Origin of the sequence: Tepidiphilus thermophilus (assembly GCF_001418245.1) — a bacterium.
GTDB classification, from domain to species: domain Bacteria; phylum Pseudomonadota; class Gammaproteobacteria; order Burkholderiales; family Rhodocyclaceae; genus Tepidiphilus; species Tepidiphilus succinatimandens.
Genome location: NZ_LIPU01000011.1, coordinates 14,503 through 30,330 on the forward strand (window position 1 = coordinate 14,503; position 15,828 = coordinate 30,330).

The 15,828-nt window shown below is 60.7% G+C and carries 14 protein-coding genes and 2 tRNA genes; 6 read left to right on the top strand and 10 right to left on the bottom strand.

Features of this window, described 5'->3' with window-relative positions; all coding sequences use genetic code 11:
* From ASC37_RS08620 to ASC37_RS08660, 9 genes are all read right to left on the bottom strand, one after another.
* Positions 1 to 792 carry a flagellar brake protein gene (locus ASC37_RS08620; RefSeq protein WP_055424001.1) on the bottom strand — a complete coding sequence of 264 codons (792 nt, stop codon included), beginning with the start codon at positions 790 to 792 and terminating at the stop codon, positions 1 to 3.
* A gap of 30 nt (positions 793 to 822) precedes the next feature.
* On the bottom strand, positions 823 to 1,161 hold the full coding sequence (locus tag ASC37_RS08625) for an EscU/YscU/HrcU family type III secretion system export apparatus switch protein (protein WP_055424002.1): 339 nt from the start codon (positions 1,159 to 1,161) through the stop codon (positions 823 to 825).
* Positions 1,139 to 2,638: a flagellar hook-length control protein FliK gene (locus ASC37_RS08630; RefSeq protein WP_055424003.1), complete on the bottom strand. Its 1,500-nt coding sequence runs from the start codon at positions 2,636 to 2,638 to the stop codon at positions 1,139 to 1,141. Before ASC37_RS08630 ends, ASC37_RS08625 begins: the two co-directional genes overlap by 23 nt.
* Positions 2,639 to 2,712: 74 nt before the next feature.
* Complete coding sequence (locus ASC37_RS08635; RefSeq protein WP_055424004.1) at positions 2,713 to 3,006, bottom strand: hypothetical protein; 294 nt, start codon at positions 3,004 to 3,006, stop codon at positions 2,713 to 2,715.
* Positions 3,007 to 3,010: 4 nt separating this feature from the next.
* Positions 3,011 to 3,421, bottom strand: coding sequence for a flagellar export chaperone FliS (gene fliS, locus ASC37_RS08640; RefSeq protein WP_055424005.1), 411 nt, complete (start codon positions 3,419 to 3,421; stop codon positions 3,011 to 3,013).
* 17 nt (positions 3,422 to 3,438) lie between these two features.
* On the bottom strand, positions 3,439 to 4,812 hold the full coding sequence (gene fliD / locus ASC37_RS08645) for a flagellar filament capping protein FliD (RefSeq protein ID WP_055424006.1): 1,374 nt from the start codon (positions 4,810 to 4,812) through the stop codon (positions 3,439 to 3,441).
* 15 nt (positions 4,813 to 4,827) lie between these two features.
* Positions 4,828 to 5,244 carry a flagellar protein FlaG gene (locus tag ASC37_RS08650; RefSeq protein ID WP_055424007.1) on the bottom strand — a complete coding sequence of 139 codons (417 nt, stop codon included), beginning with the start codon at positions 5,242 to 5,244 and terminating at the stop codon, positions 4,828 to 4,830.
* A gap of 74 nt (positions 5,245 to 5,318) precedes the next feature.
* Positions 5,319 to 6,806: a flagellin N-terminal helical domain-containing protein gene (locus ASC37_RS08655; protein ID WP_055424008.1), complete on the bottom strand. Its 1,488-nt coding sequence runs from the start codon at positions 6,804 to 6,806 to the stop codon at positions 5,319 to 5,321.
* 54 nt (positions 6,807 to 6,860) lie between these two features.
* A complete protein-coding gene (locus ASC37_RS08660; RefSeq protein WP_072247968.1) occupies positions 6,861 to 7,475 on the bottom strand; it encodes a cob(I)yrinic acid a,c-diamide adenosyltransferase in 615 nt (204 codons plus the stop codon).
* Between the two features lie 84 nt (positions 7,476 to 7,559).
* Here ASC37_RS08660 and ASC37_RS08665 point away from each other — a divergent pair.
* From ASC37_RS08665 to ASC37_RS08675, 3 genes are all read left to right on the top strand, one after another.
* Positions 7,560 to 7,650: transfer RNA gene (locus ASC37_RS08665), tRNA-Ser, on the top strand.
* Positions 7,651 to 7,676: 26 nt separating this feature from the next.
* On the top strand, positions 7,677 to 7,877 hold the full coding sequence (locus tag ASC37_RS08670; RefSeq protein WP_055424009.1) for a DUF2905 domain-containing protein: 201 nt from the start codon (positions 7,677 to 7,679) through the stop codon (positions 7,875 to 7,877).
* 89 nt (positions 7,878 to 7,966) lie between these two features.
* Positions 7,967 to 8,042: transfer RNA gene (locus ASC37_RS08675), tRNA-Thr, on the top strand.
* 86 nt (positions 8,043 to 8,128) lie between these two features.
* Here the strand turns inward: ASC37_RS08675 and xth are convergent.
* Positions 8,129 to 8,935: an exodeoxyribonuclease III gene (gene xth, locus ASC37_RS08680; RefSeq protein ID WP_055424010.1), complete on the bottom strand. Its 807-nt coding sequence runs from the start codon at positions 8,933 to 8,935 to the stop codon at positions 8,129 to 8,131.
* A 65-nt stretch (positions 8,936 to 9,000) separates the two neighbouring features.
* Between xth and ASC37_RS08685 the strand changes: the two genes are divergently transcribed.
* The 3 genes from ASC37_RS08685 (at position 9,001) to ASC37_RS11305 (ending at position 15,765) form a co-directional block, all read left to right on the top strand.
* Positions 9,001 to 9,417, top strand: coding sequence for a nucleotidyltransferase substrate binding protein (locus ASC37_RS08685; protein WP_055424011.1), 417 nt, complete (start codon positions 9,001 to 9,003; stop codon positions 9,415 to 9,417).
* A complete protein-coding gene (locus ASC37_RS08690; protein WP_055424012.1) occupies positions 9,414 to 9,764 on the top strand; it encodes a nucleotidyltransferase domain-containing protein in 351 nt (116 codons plus the stop codon). The genes ASC37_RS08685 and ASC37_RS08690 overlap by 4 nt, the downstream gene beginning before the upstream one ends.
* Positions 9,765 to 9,927: 163 nt before the next feature.
* A complete protein-coding gene (locus tag ASC37_RS11305; RefSeq protein WP_082438437.1) occupies positions 9,928 to 15,765 on the top strand; it encodes a glycosyltransferase in 5,838 nt (1,945 codons plus the stop codon).
* The last annotated feature ends 63 nt before the right edge of the window (positions 15,766 to 15,828 follow it).

Sequence of the window (15,828 nt, forward strand, 5' to 3'; positions counted from 1 at the left end):
TCACTCCACCCCCAGCCCCGCTTTTCGCGCGGCCAGCTGTTCCCGCTGCAGCTCGAAGAGGTAGCGATAGAGACGGTTCGCTACCGCCATGGGTATGCCGACGAAGCGAAAACCCACCCGCATGGGAATGGCCTTTGCCGGACCGGGAATATCGAGCGGCAGGACGTTGCGCACTTCCATCGCGGTTTCCAGCGAATCCATCGGCGGCAGGATCAAGCGCGCGCTGGCCAACTGCGTGCCGTGCGCTGGAGTGGGCACGTCCGGCGGAAAAAGCAGGGAAACGCCACCCACGCTCAGATCGAGGATGCGCAATTTCAGCTTGGCGTGCTCCGCCTCTTGGGGCGAAAGGGGAACGATGGCCGAGCGCGGCAGCTCGCACCACCAGGTGGGCGTGGGCGGCTTCAGACGGAAAAATTCCCGCCGCTGCAGGCGAAGCATGGTACGGGGCAGAGGAGCCGCCAGGGCGAGCACGCCCTGATGTTCCACCCGCTGCAGCCGTTCGGCGGCAAACTGCAGCGTGATTCCCTCCAGTTTCCCTTGGCAGACCACGCCGCGCTCCAGCGCCAGGGCGTTGAGCCGCTCGTCGCCGCACGGGTCGAGGAAAAAATGCTCCTCGGTCACCTGCAGCACCATGGAGGGGAAAAGATAGCGTCCGCCGCCGAAGACGGCGATCGGCGTGCGCCGCGCGGCCAGCGAACGCAAGAGCACGGCGATCTCGCGCGGCATGCGCAGCACGTAGTCGGGATAGCGTTCCGGATCGTAGAGCTCGAAACGGTCGGGGGCGAGGGACATGATGACGGCGAAGGACGCGGATACGGGGCTTTATAGCACGTTTCGTGCCGGCGTGAACGGCCCCGGCGGCGGGCCGCCGCGCTTGGCCTGCTCCAGACGGTAGACCCAGGCAAGGAGCTCCGCCACCGCCACGTACAGTTGCGGCGGAATGCGCTCGTCCAGATCGAGCTGCATCAGCAGCGCGAGGAGCTCGGGCGACTCATGCACATACACGCCGGCCTCGCGCGCCCGCGCCAGGATCTGCTCGGCGAGCACGCCCTTCCCCTTGGCCACCACCTTCGGGGCGGGTTCTCCTGCCTCGTAGCGCAGCGCCACCGCGGCGCGCCGGGAGGGCGAAGGGGGAAGCTCATCCTCCGGTGCTGCGTCCATCGCCGTTTTCCCCGCGGGTCACGTCGAGCCTCGTCAGACGAATGCCGTCCGCTTCCATTCTTGCGGCCAGCGCCGGCGCCGCGGCGCGCAGCAGGGCCGAGGTGTCCTCGGAAGGGGAGGAGACGCGCACCGCCAACGTCCCCGCCTGCCATTGCAGCTCCGCCTCCACTTCGCCCAGCGCCGGCAGGCTCAAGCGCAGGCGCGAGCGCCAGATCGGCGCCTCGCCCTCGTCCGGCGACGAGCGCGCCTCGCGCTCCTGCGGCGCTTCCAGGTCCCAGAACACCGTCCACCCCGGCCAGGGAGCAAACTGCACGTGGAGCTGCTGCGTCGCCAGGGCATCGAGCTGGTGCTGCACGATCGGCACGAGCCGCGCGGGAATCTGCGTGCCGGCGGGCGTCGTCTCGTCGGCCAAGGCCGCGGCGGCAAACCCGGATCGACTCGGCTCGGTGTCCGCTGACGCCGGCATCGCCCCGGCGAAGAAGGTGGCGAGCAGGCGCTCGGCGCCGGAGGAGGTGAGCGCCACCGGCGCCTGCTGCGCGAGCGCCGCCAAGAGGGCGGGGGGAAGAAGCGCCGCCGCGGGCGTGCCGGCTGCCGGCTCCTGGGCACCTGCCGGGATCGACGCCGCCGCGGCAAGGCGCGCCCCCTCCGCCTGCTGCGCCGTTCCGGCGGCGGTCGGTGTTTCGAGCCCCTCCGGGCGCGAGGGCGCTGCCCGCAGCGCGGCGCTTTGCGTAGCGGCGGACGAGGTCTCGCCCTCCTGCAGCGGGGGTGCCGGAGCGCCTTCGGCCGGGAAGGCGGCAGAAGGGGCCGTCTGCCCGGCTGCGGGGGCGCTTGGCGGAAGCGGCGCGCCCGCCAGATTTCCCTCCGTCGGCACGTTCTGCGGCTCGGCGCGCAGCGCCTCCAGGGGATAGCGTCCCTGTGCCCACTGTGCCAGATGCGATTCGTAGAAGAGGCCCGAGCGCTGCAGCGTTCCTTGCAAGGCCGCCGCCAGCTGCGGGACGTCGGCTTCGGAGCGCGGCGCCGCGGGCAGCAGCGGCGCCGCCTGCGCACTGCCCGCGGGTAAAGGCAGGCGCTCCGGCGCCGGCTGGGTCAGCACCTGGCGCAGCAATTCGCCGGTGGGCGAGAGCTGGGTGCGCACGGAGGCCGCGCCTGCGCCCGTCGCCGCTGCGGCCGCGCCCTCGTTCAGGCGGGCGTAGATCGTACCGCCCACCTGCCGCTCGACCACCAGCTCCAGCGTGTCGCCGCTCTTCACCGGCCGATCGAGCGCGAGCGTCATGTCGCGCCCCCCCACCAGCGCCTGGAAAGTGCCGTCGGGCAGCGGCCGCTGGATGGTGGCGCGCAGCACCTGCCCCGGCAGCACCTCCGGCAGGCGCTCGGGGATGGGGCGGATGCGCTCGACGCCCCCCACCTGCGGCTCGGGGCGCAGCAGATCCGCCTCCACCATCATGCGCAGGCGGGCGACGACGTCGGGCGGGATCATGAGGCCGCCTCGAACGCCCTACGGCGCGCTCGTTGCACGCGACGGCGCTGCGGGCTCCTCATGACGGTTGCGCCTCAGCCCGGCGGCGCGCCCCAGGCGCGCAGGAGCTTCGCCAGGCTCGCATGCGCCGGCAGCAGGTGTGCGCCGGCCGCCTCCAGCGCCGTGCGCGCCGCCGCGATCGCTGCCCGCCGCTCGGGCGAAGCCGGATCGTGCGCCGCGCACCAGGCGCGGTCGGCCTCGGCGAGCCGCGAGAGTTCTCCCATGATCGCCGCCGCGCGCCCCCAGTCGTTCGCCTCGGCGGCCGCGGCAAACGCCGCGCAGCCGCGCGCGAGCTCCGCCCACGGCGCCTCTTCGGCAAGCGTCGTCATCGGTTCACCCCGCCGTGGCCGCGGCCTGCTGGCGCGGCATCTCGGCCCAGGCCTCACGTAGGGTGCGCAGCAGCCCGCTCACCTCCTGCACCGCCGCGGCGTTGTTGGTGGCGTTCGCCTGCGTCAGGCGCTCCACCATGTAGTCGTACAGGGCGGCGAGGCGCTCGCCCAGCTCGCCGCCGCTCTCCACGTCCAGCGAGGCGTGCAGCCCGTCATGGATGATGGCGATGGCCCGGCTGATGGACTGAGCGCGCTTGGGGATGTCTTTTTGCTCCATGGCGACCACGGCCTGCGCGAGCGCCATCAGCGCACCGTCGTAGAGCATCAGGATGAGCTGGTGCGGATCGGCGCTTTGCACGGCGGTCTCCAGGCTGACTTGCGAATAGGCGTTGGCGCCTCGCATCCGGTTGAACATGCCTTCTCTCCTCGGCATCAATTCTTCGTACTCGCCAGCAGGGCGTCGAACTGCTGTTGCAGGTAGCTGCCCAGGCTGGTGTACTGCCCCACGATGCTGTCCATGGCGCTGAACTGGCGCTGGTAGTTCTGCTGGATGCGCTCGAGCTGCGCTTCCAGCCGTTCTTTTTGCTGGTCGATGAGGCTCACCTTGGCGTTGAGCCCCTGCACGCGCGTCTCGAGCAGCCCCCCTGTCTGCAGGTCGGCGGTCAGCAGCGTATCGAGCCGGCTCGCCAGCCCCGGCTGGGTGTCGGTGCCCACCAGCATCTGGTTCACCGCCTGCGGCTGGTCGCGCAGCGCCTGCGCGAAGGTGGCCGCGTCGAACGAGAGCGCGCCTTTGTCGTCGAAGCTCAGCCCCAGGTCGGTGAAGCTGCGCAAGCCCCCGCTGCCGCCGAGCGAATTGAGCGTGTTGCGCAGCTGGCTCTGGATGGTGCGCAGGGCCGAGTCACCGGAGAGCGGCCCGGCGGTCTTGCTCTCCGGGTCGTAGTAGGTGAGGGTGTAGAGGGTGTTGTTCACCGCATTGTAGGCATCCACGAACTCCTGCATCGCCTGGGTGAGCGCCGAATCGTCGCGCTGCACGCTGAGCGTGGACGTCTGCCCTGGCGTGGCCGACTGCAGGCTGAGCGTCACCCCCGGGATCAGGTCCTCGATCGTGTTCGAGGAGCGGGTGACCTCGAGGCCGTTGAACTTGAGCTTGGCATCCTGCGCCGCCTGCACCTGATAGACGGAATTTCCCGGTTCGGTCAAGGGGTTGGTCGGATCGAACGTCAGCCCTGCGAGCTCGCCCGTTCCCGTGAGCGAGAACGCTTGCCCCGTGCCGGTCTGCCGGCTGGTGAGGACGAGCTGCTGGGCCGTGCCGTTGTCGACGATGCTCGCGCTCACCAGCGAACCGGCCTGGTCGTTGATGGCGTTGCGCAGGTCTGCGAGCGAGCCGCCGCCGGAAAAATCGACCTCCACGCTCTGCCCGCCGGCGCTGATGGTGAGCCTGCCCGCGCCGGGAGTGAAAGGCTGCGTGGCGCTGGTGGCCACGCGCTGCGCCTGGGCGAGCTGCTGCACGCCGATCTCGTAGGTGCCGGTGCTCGCCCCGGCGCTCGCGCTGGCGGTGAAGCCGGCCCCTTCGCTCACGCTGGCGGTAGTGGCGTAGCGCACGCTCGGGTCGTCCAGCCGCTTGACGGCCGACTGCAGGGTGGAGAGCGCCGACTTCACCTGCCCGAAGGCCGAAATCTGCGTCTGCACCGTGCTCTTGCGCTGCTCGAGCGCATCGATCGGCTTGCGCTCCACCGCCATCAGCTTGTCGATGATGCCGTTGATGTCCAGCCCCGAACCGATGCCGGAAGAAGTGATGGTGGCCATGGTGCGCTCCTCGAATCAGGCTTTCTGGTGGACGAGCAGGCCCTGGAGCTTGTCGAGCGCCTGGGCGATCTCCAGCATCTCCTTGGGCGGAATCTGCCGGATCACTTCCTTGGTGGAGGTATCGATCACCTGCACCACCATGCGCTCGAAATCCTGGTCGAGGGTGAACTGGATGCCGGCGCTGGAGAGCGTCTGCACCGCCTGCTGCACCCGCTCGACCGCGCCCTGCAACGTGTCGCGGTCGACCGGCGCCGAAGAAGCCGCGGCACCTGCCGCCGTTGCCGCAGCGGCCTCGGTCGCGCGCGGTGTGGCCGTTGGGGAGGGTGCCGTGTCCGCCGCGGCAGCAGAAGGCGCCGGCGCGCGCGGCGGCTCGGTGAGCACCGCGCTCGCCGCGCCTTGCGGTAACGACACGGAAGAAATCGGGACGTTCATGACAATTCCCCTCAAAGCAAAGCGGGCGGCGTCAGGATCATCGTAGACCCTGCGCCGCCCGTGTCAAGCCCCGATCAGCGCAGGAGCGTCAGCACGTTCTGCGTCGAGGCGTTCGCCTGCGCCAGCATCGCCGTGCCCGCCTGCTGCAGGATCTGCGCCCGGGAGAGGTTCGCCGTTTCGGCGGCGAAGTCCGCATCCAGCACCCGCGACCGGGCGGCGGCCACGTTCTCGCTCGTCACCGAGTTGCTCGAGACCACCGAGCTGAAGCGGTTCTGGATCGCCCCGAGGTCCGCGCGCAGGTCATCGACGTAGGCCAGCGCCCCATCGACGATCTTGAGCGCGTCGTTGGCGCCTTGCTGCGTACCGATGTCGATGTCCGCAACCGATTTAAGCTCCCCGTAGTTAGCCGTGCCAGCTGTATCGAACAAATCTCCTGCCACGGAGACGCTGACACTGAAAGGTCCGGACGAATTGAAGGTGACTTCGCCACCGACGCGGGTGCTATTAGCTCCTCCGCTCGTCAAATTGACCGCATTACCCTCACTTCCGGCGACCGAGATCGTGCCCCCGGCGCTATTGTTGAACCCTTCGATCCCGATATCGTACCCTTCAGCCTGAACCAGCGTCAATTTGCCCGTTTCTTTATCAAAGGAGGCGGATACGCCGGTGGTGCCGGTCGTCTGGTTGATCGCATTGGCCAGTGCAGACAAATCATTGGGGTCGGTGATGTCGGCTGTGACCTGCGCGGTTTTGTCGTTAGCTCCATGCAGAGTAAAGCTGACCGTTCCTGCGGAAGCCAAGGAGCTCATCGTTACGGTTGTGCGTGCGGTGGCGGTTACGCCCGTTTTCTCGCTTTGACTATTGACCGCATCAGCGATTTGTTTGGCCGTTACGCCAGCGGTGATGGTGGTTGCCGAGGAGAGCGTGGCTTCGCCGCGCGGGCCTTGGATGGTAATGTCCTGAGCGGACATGTTGTTCGCTGTGGGATATCCGGCTGAGGCCGCAACCGCGGCTTCGATCCCTGCGGAGCCGGTGGTCGAAATTTGGTAGGTGCCGATTGATGCGGCCCGAGAGTCTCCGATGGAGAAACCGATGGTTTGGTTGGTGTAAGCCCCTACTTGGAACTGCTGGCCGGTGAAAGAGCCATCGAGCAGGTTCTTGCCGTTGAACGAAGTTTGGGTGGCGAGTCGCGTGATTTCCTGCTGCAGCTGGTTGACCTCCTTCTGCAGCGAGGCGCGGTCGGTGGCAGTGTTGGTATCGTTGGCCGACTGCACCGCGAGCACGCGGATGCGCTGCAGCGCGTTGGTGATTTCGCCCAGTGCGCCTTCGGCCACCTGGGCGATCGACATGGCGTCGTTGGCGTTGCGCGTGGCTTGGTTGAGGCCGTTGATCTGCGCCGTCATGCGGTCGGAAATCGCCAGGCCCGCCGCGTCGTCCTTGGCCGAGTTGATGCGCAGGCCCGACGAGAGCCGCTGCATGGCGGTCTGCATGTCGTTCTGGCTCTTCAGAAGGTTCCTCTGCGCGTTGAGCGAGGCGATGTTGGTGTTGATGACGGATGCCATGATGGTTCTCCTTGCGTGAGTGGATTGCCGGGTTTGGTAGGAGTGTTTACGGCATCATGCGGCGGGACTTGAGGAATTTTTCCCGTTGGGGGGCATGGCGCCCGCGCGCGGGGGCTTGGGCGTTTTGCCCTCACGCCGCCACAGTTCGTCGGGCACGCCAGCGCGGCGGTTATAGACGCGGGCGAGCACGAAGAGGAGGTCGGAGAGGCGGTTGAGGTAGCGCCGCGGGGCGGCGTGCAGGGGTTCTTCCTGCGCGAGCGCCACCACCGAGCGCTCGGCCCGGCGGCAGACGGTGCGGGCGAGGTGCGCCAGCGCAGCCGCGCGGCAGCCGCCGGGCAGGATGAATTCCTTGAGCGGGGGAAGGTCGGCGTTGTAGGCTTCGACGAGCGCTTCGAGGCGCGCCACCTGCGCCTCGCCGAGCACGGCCGCGCCGGGCAGGCACAGTTCCCCGCCCAGGTCGAACAGGGCGTGCTGGATCTCGGCGAGCACCGCGCGCAGGTCTTCATCGGCGGTTTCGCTCGCGAGCAGCCCGAGCACGGCGTTCAATTCGTCTACTTCGCCCAGCGCTTCGATGCGCCGGCTGCTCTTGGCCACGCGCGAGCCGTCCCCGAGGCCGGTGGTGCCGTCGTCGCCCGTGCGGGTGGTGATCTTGGAGAGGCGGTGTCCCATGGGTGACTCCTTCGTCGAGAGAGCGGCCCGCCAGGCTGGGGCCTGGCGTTTCGTGCCGGACCTGGGTATAATACCGCGCTTGCCGGAGAGGTGGATGAGCGGTTTAAATCGCACGCCTGGAAAGCGTGTTCAGGGGAATACCCTGACGCGGGTTCGAATCCCGCCCTCTCCGCCAGTTTGCCCGCGCTCCGGGAGGCCGGGATGCAACGATTCTTCTTCCTGCTCGGCATCCTCTTCCTGCTCGCGGCCCTGCTCTGGCCGTGGCTGTCGCGCTTTCCCTTCGGCCGCCTGCCCGGCGACATCGTCATCGAGCGCGAAAACTTCACCTTCTACTTTCCCCTCACCACGAGCATCCTCGTCTCGGTGCTGCTCTCGCTGCTTTTCTGGCTGTGGCGCAAGTAGCGCCCAGGCGCTCGACCGGCGCGAACTTGATTTTCGGGCGGGGAGAGGATAGAATTCCATTTCTTCCAGGCCGCAAGGCCGCGCACCACGCCGTTGTAGCTCAGCTGGTAGAGCAACTGATTCGTAATCAGTAGGTCGGAGGTTCGAGTCCTCTCAACGGCACCAAAGGCACCGCTCAGGTGCTTTTTTCATCCCGCTGAAACGCGCACGTTCTCGTTGTAGATCGAGAACCAAGCGCTGCCATCCGAGGCTTACTTGCCCGACTCCTCCATCGGAGCGAGCTCCAGCACCACCGGGGCGTGATCCGAGGGGCGTTCCCATCGCCGGGGCTCGACGTCGATCGTGCAGGCGCGCAGCCGCGGCAGCACAGCGGGTGAGACGAGGATGTGGTCGATGCGCAAGCCCAGGTTGCGCCGGAATGCTCCTTGGCGGTAGTCCCACCAGGAGTACGACTGCGGCGGCTGGGGAAAGCGGCGGAAGGCGTCGACGAGCCCGAGCGAGAGGAGCCGGGCAAAGGCGGCGCGCTCGGGGGGCGAAGCGAGGATGCCGTCCTGCGGCCAGTCGGGGTGGGTGTCTTCGGGCGCCGGGGCGATGTTGAAGTCGCCCATCAGCACGAAAGGGCGCTCCGTGAGCCGCTCCCGTTCGATCCAGCGGGCGAGCGCCTCGATCCAGGCGAGCTTGTAGGCGAACTTGTCGCTGCCCACCGCCTGGCCGTTGGGGAAATAGGCGCTCGCGACCCAAAGCGGCGCCTCGCTGCCGGGTTCGTCGATCTCGGCCACGATGAGGCGCGCCTGCTCGTCGTCGAACTCGGGAACGCCGCGCACCACCTCGCGCCACGGCAACCCCTCGCGCACCAGCAGCGCCACGCCGTTGTAGGTTTTCTGCCCGTGCACCGCGGACGCGTAGCCGAGTTCGGCAATCGCTTGCGCGGGAAATTTCTCCGCCGGGCACTTGAGCTCCTGCAGCGCGAGCACGTCGGGCCGGGCGGCGGCGATCCAGCGCTGCAGGTGCGGCAGCCGGGCGGCGATGGAGTTGACGTTCCAGGTGGCGAGTTTCATGGGCGGGATTGTACCGCCGCACTGCTATGATGAAAGCGCTTGCCGGCACGAGAGGGGACTAGATCATGGTCGATGATGTTCGCTGGAAACGGCGGTTCGAGAATTTTCAGCGGGCGCTGAATCAGCTGAGCGCGGCCGTTCGCTTGTCCGAGACGCGACCGCTCACCGACCTCGAAAAGCAAGGATTGATCCAAGGATTCGAATTCACCCATGAACTCGCCTGGAACGTGCTGAAAGATTATCTGGAAATGGAGGGGATCCAAGGGCTCGTTGGTTCGCGAAGCACAGTGCGGGAAGCCTTCAAGCGCGGATTGGTGCGCGATGGCGACGTGTGGATGGACATGATCGAAAAGCGCAACCTGTCCAGCCATACCTACAACGAATCGGTGGCCGAAGCGATCGTCTCGGCGGTCGTCGAACGCTACCACGCCGCTTTTCTGGAACTGCGCGACCATCTGGCGCGCCTGGCGAGGGGATCGTGAGCGCGTCGCCGGATTTCGGCTTGCCGCAGCGCACGATCGACACCATCCGGCGCATCCTGGCCGAAGTTCCCGAAGTGGAGAAAGCGGTGATCTTCGGCTCGCGCGCCAAGGGAACGTACCGACCGGGGGCGGACATCGATCTGGCCTTGTTCGGCCCCAAGCTCGACCTCGATACGCTCGGCCGCATCGCGGGACAACTGGATGAATCGCCCATCCCTTATCAGGTCGATCTGTGCCTCTTCGACCTGATCGATCATCCCGGTCTGCGCGAGCACATCGAGCGTGTGGGCAAGGTGTTCTACGAGCGGGAGAGGCAGGATCGGACGCCGGGCTGCGACGGAGGCTAGCGCAGCCGCATGCTCGAACCCAAGAGATTTGGTTACAATGCCTCTGACACAAGCGCCGGATGCGGCGTTGGGGAGGGGGAATGAAGTGCGTGATCCTCGCCGGGTGTTATTTTTAAGCCATATTTTTTTATGTAAAATAAATTTTTCCTGATTTGGTGAAAAAATGATCCCTAAAATTTTTCATAGAATTTGGTTCGGTGAAAACAAGAAACCTGAAGAATACGATATGTGGTGGGAGGCATGGCAGAGACAATATCCAGATTGTGAGTTTAGGACATGGACTGATAATGACATTGGTGAATTATATCTTACATCAGAAATCATAAAATTAGCAAAAGGCTATGCCAGGAAATCTGATGTTGCGAGATATGAAATATTATATCGTTTTGGTGGGGTTTACTTAGACTGTGATTTTATGCCTTGGCATTGGTTTGATTTCTTTTCTTGTGATGATGATATTGTTGTTTGTAATGAAGATGAAAGTAATGATTACTGTAGCATAGGGATGATAGCAGCAAAAATTAAGCATCCAATTTTCTTGGAGATAATTGATGATATAAAAAATAATAAAGGTAAATTAAATGAAATTCCTCCAAATATTGGAACCGGGCCTTGGTTATTTGGAAAGCATTTGAAGGAATATAGAAATAAAAGACTTGATGCTAAAAGTTTTTATCCGTTTCATTATAATGAAACGTCCGCTAAGTTAATAATAAATAACCTGAGAAATTCTTATGGTATTCATTGGTGGGGTGGGTCTTGGCTAGGGGAAAATGAATTAATAAATAAAATTGAAAATGCATTAATAAATGAAGATTTTTTTGAGGCAAAAGCTCTTATAAAAAAAATATCTCCAAAAAGAGGGAAGGAATATGAAATTTACATAAATGAAAAAATAAAAAATAAAAAATACAAATGGGATCAAGTGAAAAGCGATTTTAAAGTTAGTAATGTTAATATTTTTGATTTTGAAAAAATATCTATATATTTTATTGATGCTAATCCTGATGGTATTATTTGGCAAATTGGTTCGGCGGATGGAATTTTTGTTGACCAATTACGTCCTGTTTTAGTTAACAAAGATCCGAAAACAGTTCTTTTTGAAGCAAATCCTTATTTATTTGAAAAATTGAAAAGGAATTATGCTAAAAATAAAAATGCAATATTTATTAATTTTGTTTTTGGATCCAGTAATGGATTTGTTGAATTTAATGCAATTAATCCATATAAAATATATGAGTATAAGTTGCCAGATTGGGTTTTAGGGATTTCTTCTTTATATAATGATAAAAATGCGCTTGGAGGATTTACAATAAATGAAGATTTAAAAAATAAAATATGGAAATGCGTTGAAAAAATTAAAGTAAGGCAAATAAATTTTGAAAAATCTAAGTCAATGACTTACGGAGTTGGTCCAGATATATTATTAATAGATGCAGAGGGAATGGATGCTGAAATTATTGATTTGATAGTAATTAAAAATAACCATAAACCAAAAATTATTCAATTTGAACATCAATGTTTGTCCAATGCTGAAAAAGAATTTATTGAAAAATTTCTTTCTCATGATTATAAACTTATTTTTGCTGGTAATGATTTAATTGCGATTAAAAAAGATTTTTTTATTGATTACTGTTCTTATTTATATATTTATCGAGGTTTATCTTATTTATTCGAAGAGCCTTTATGCTGCGGGGTATTAAAAAATAGTTCGCCCATCGTTTCTGTAATTATTCCCTGCTACGATCAAGCCTATTTTCTTGAAGAATCCGTATCAAGCGTTCTTGCCCAAACATTCGAAAACTGGGAGTGTATTATTGTCAATGACGGCAGTCCTGACGATACGTCTGACGTTGCACGCAATCTTATGAAAAAGGATCCAAATGGGAGAATTCGCCTTCTTGAACAAGAAAATAAAGGTTTGGCTGGTGCCCGAAATTTTGGAATTGAGGCTGCCCGTGGTCGATATATACTCCCTCTTGATGCGGATGATAAGCTTGATCCAAATTTTTTGAAAGAAACAGTCGCAATACTGGATAATAACCCGGAATTTTCTACCATTTATACCGATGAACAGAATTTTGGTGATGCGAGCCACATTCACGTCAAAGGTGAATCTCGACTTGATATTCTCAAATTAGTCAATGTGCATGACTACTGTTCTCTTTACCGGAGAGAAGTGTGGGAAAAAGTTGGTGGTTATTCTCCTGCAATGTATCTTGGGGGTGAGGATTGGAATTTCTGGGTGGCGGCGGCAAAACTTGGGTTTAGATCATTTCATCTGCGAAAGCCTCTGTTCTTGTATCGCAACCGACCCAATACCATGGTATCAGGTACGCTTGCGAGCCTTGATGAAGTTTGGGCGCACATAGTTTTTCATCACCCAGAAATATATTCGTCAAGCGAAATAGAAAAAGCAAATATTATTCTTGCCAATTCAAAAAAAGCAAATATTGAAAAATTAAAGATTGCATTGAAAAAACATACTGATAATAAATATCTTCAAAAAATTGCTGAAGCTGTTTTTGGCAGAAAAGATGACTTGCTGGTTTCTGTAATTGTTCCGACTTATAATCGCCCTGATCTGTTGATTCGCGCAATTAGAAGTGTAAAAGAGCAAACATATAAAAACATAGAAATTGTTGTTGTCAACGATGCCGGAAAGGAAGTTTCTGAGATTGTCAATTTCTTTTCGGAAGATTTGAATATTGTCTATATCCGTTATGGACAAAACAGAAAACACGCCGGGGCGCGAAATGTTGCTCTGCGCGTTGCCAGAGGCGACATTATATGCTATCTTGATGATGATGACGTTTTTTTGCCGGAACATGTTGAAAGAGTTGTGGATGAACTCCTTCGTGCTCCAGAGGCAAAATTTGTTTATACCAAGGCTGTATATGTCATTGAATCCTATGGACGTGGTCAGCCTCATGAAGTGGATCGGACGGATCCCCATGGCGAGTCTTTTTATTCCAAAGAGCGCCTCCATGTTTGCAATTATATTCCTATCAATACCTGGGGTCATTGGAAACATGTGATTGATGAAGTGGGTTTTTTTGATGAATCTCTCGATACTTTCGAGGATTGGGATTTTCTTCTTCGCTGTTCCAGATCGTTTGATCTGGTTCATATTCCGGTGGTTACCGTTGAGGTTCACCAGCGTCTTGATCCTGACAATGTATTGCGCCGCGAACGCCCCAAATTCCTTGACACGTATCGTTTGCTTTATTCCCGATACGATGATATGGGTAATCTGGAAATCCGGCAGGGTAGGGAGCGGATGTTGCAAAGTTTCGTGGAGGGTGAGCAAGCTCTTGAAGTGCGGCAGATAGACCCTTACCGTGTGTATCTGCAACGCCACCACCCCCCCTTCCACCCCGACGATCCCCTTCCCGCCGACAGCCCCACCGTCACCTTCGTCGTGCCTTGCCCGGCGTCCGAGCTGCCGCTACTGGCCGATACGCTCGACAGCCTGGGCGTGCAGTCGGCGCCCTTGTGGCGGCTGGTGGTGGTGGCGGATACGCCAGCGCCGGATGCGATGTGGACGGAGTTGCCGATGCTGCGCTGGCGTGAGGTGGAGTCGGCGGAGGGGTTGGAGGCGGCGATCGCGGAGGAGCTGGCGGCGGAGTCGGGTTGGGTGTCGGTGCTTGCGCCAGGGGTGCGGCTGTCTGGCGATGCGGTGGAGCAGCTTGTGCGCCATGCGCTGGCGTTTCCGCAGTGGCGCTTGATGTATGGCGACTCGGACACGGTGGAGGCGGACGGGGCGCGGCGCGATCCGCTCTTCCGGCCGGACGTCAACCTCGATCTGCTGCGCTCGATGCCGTATCTGGGCCCGTGCCTATGGGTGGAGCGCGAGGCGTTTGCGGCGGTGGGCGGACTGGGGGAGGGTGCGTCGGCGTGGCGCTACGATCTGGCGCTGCGCGTGCTCGATGCGTTTGGCGAGGAGGCGATCGGGCACGTGGACGAGGTGCTCTATTCGGTGCCGGCGGGGCGCGAAGAGGCGGTGGACGAGCCGGCGCACCAGCAGGCGCTCGCGGCGCATCTGGCGCGCCGGGGGCTGGAGGCGGAGGTGGCGGAGGGTTACGTACCGGGCACCTGGCGTGTGGTGTATCACTGGCCGCGGCAGCCGCGCGTGTCGATCATCATTCCCACCAAAGACCAGGCGGATTATCTGCAGTCCTGCGTCGAGAGCATCCGGGCGAAGACGGCCTATCCTGACCATGAGATTCTGGTGGTGGATAACGGCAGCACGCAGCCGGAGGCGCTCGCCTATCTGGAGCGCCTGAAAGCGGAGGGGGTGCGGGTGTTGCCCTATCCCAAACCGTTCAATTTCTCGGCGATGTGCAATCTGGCCGCGCGCGAGGCGAGCGGTGAGTATCTGCTCTTGCTCAACAACGACACCGCGGTGCTGCAGGAGCATTGGCTGGAGCGCATGGTGGCCTATGGCCAGCGGCCGGACGTGGGCATCGTGGGAGTGAAGCTGATGTTCCCGCACCCGCAGACGGTGCAGCACGTTGGAATGCTATTGGGATTGGGCGGTATCGCGGATTTTCCTTATATGGGGCTATTGGGACTGACCGATGGCGGGTACATGAACCGTGCCTTGGTGGATCAGGATCTCTCGGCCGTGACGGCGGCGTGTCTCTTGATCCGCAAGTCGGTGTGGGAGGAGGTGAAGGGGCTGGACGAGCAGGCGTTTCGCGTCTCCTACAACGACGTGGATCTGTGTCTAAAGGTGCGCGAGCGCGGCTACAAGATTCTGTGGACGCCCTTCGTGGTGCTGGTGCATCACGGCAGCGTGAGCCAGCAGCAGGAGGCGGCGGAGCCTGCCAAGGCGCGCAAGGCGCAGCAGCGCTTTGGCAAGGAGCAGGAGGCGATGTTGCGCAAGTGGCTGCCGCAGCTCGCGCGCGATCCGGCCTATAACCGGCACTTGAGCCTGACGCACCGCGATTACCGGGTGGAGTCGGAGATCGTGGTGAATTGGGATCCGCGCTTGCCTTCGGAGAAGGTGCGGGTGTTGGGCTGGGAGCAGCTGAGCGGGGTGATCGAGTACCGCATCAAGCAGCCGCTGGAGGGGTTGTGGCAGGCTAGGGCGGCGGAGCGCAGTTTCATCCATGCGCCGGGGGTGCGGCAGACGCGCATTCCCTTGCTGGTGGAGGTGGAGCGGGCGAAGCCGGACGTCTTCACCGCGAGCGCCTTTCTGGAGTTGAGCGACCATCTGGAGACGGTGCGCCAGGTGCAGGAGGTCGCCAGAATTCCTTTCCTGTTGCATCTGGACGATCTCATCAGCGAGATTCCGCGCCAGAGCGAGGTCTATGAGCACCGCAACACGCCGGGCGAGATGAAGCGGGTGGTGCGCACCGCCGACCGGGTGGTGGTGACGACTGAGCCGATCCGCTCGGCGATCGAGAAGTATGCCCGCGAGGTGCGCCTGATTCCGAACTATCTGCCGGGATGGGTGTGGAATGGGTTGAAATCCGAGCGGAGGGTAGGGCCCAAGCCGCGCGTGGGCTGGGCCGGGGCGATGCAGCACGCCGGGGATCTGGCCCTGATCCGCGAGGTGGTGGAGGCGACGAGCGAGGAGTGCGACTGGGTCTTCTTCGGCATGTGCCCGGAGGAGCTGCGCCCCTTCGTGAAGGAGTTCCACCCCTTCGTGCCGTTCGAGCAGTATCCGGCCAAACTCGCGAGCCTCGACCTGGACCTGGCGGTGGCGCCGCTGGAGGTGAATCGCTTCAACGAGTGCAAGTCGAACCTGCGCCTGCTGGAGTACGGCATCCTTGGCTGGCCAGTGGTGTGCTCGGACGTGCTGCCCTATCGCGGCGCGCCGGTGACGCGGGTGCCAAATCGGCCGGAGGCCTGGCTCGAGGCGATCCGCGCCCGCATCCACGACCTGGACGAGGCGCAGAAGGAGGGCGAGGCGCTGCAGCGGTGGGTGCGCGAGGGCTGGATGCTGGAGGATCACCTCGGCGAGTGGATCGAGGCGTATCGGTTCGGGGGGTGATGAGTTGCCCATGGGTCTGGGGCGCAGCATGCCCCAGGGGATAGGGCAATAAGTGGGTGTTTT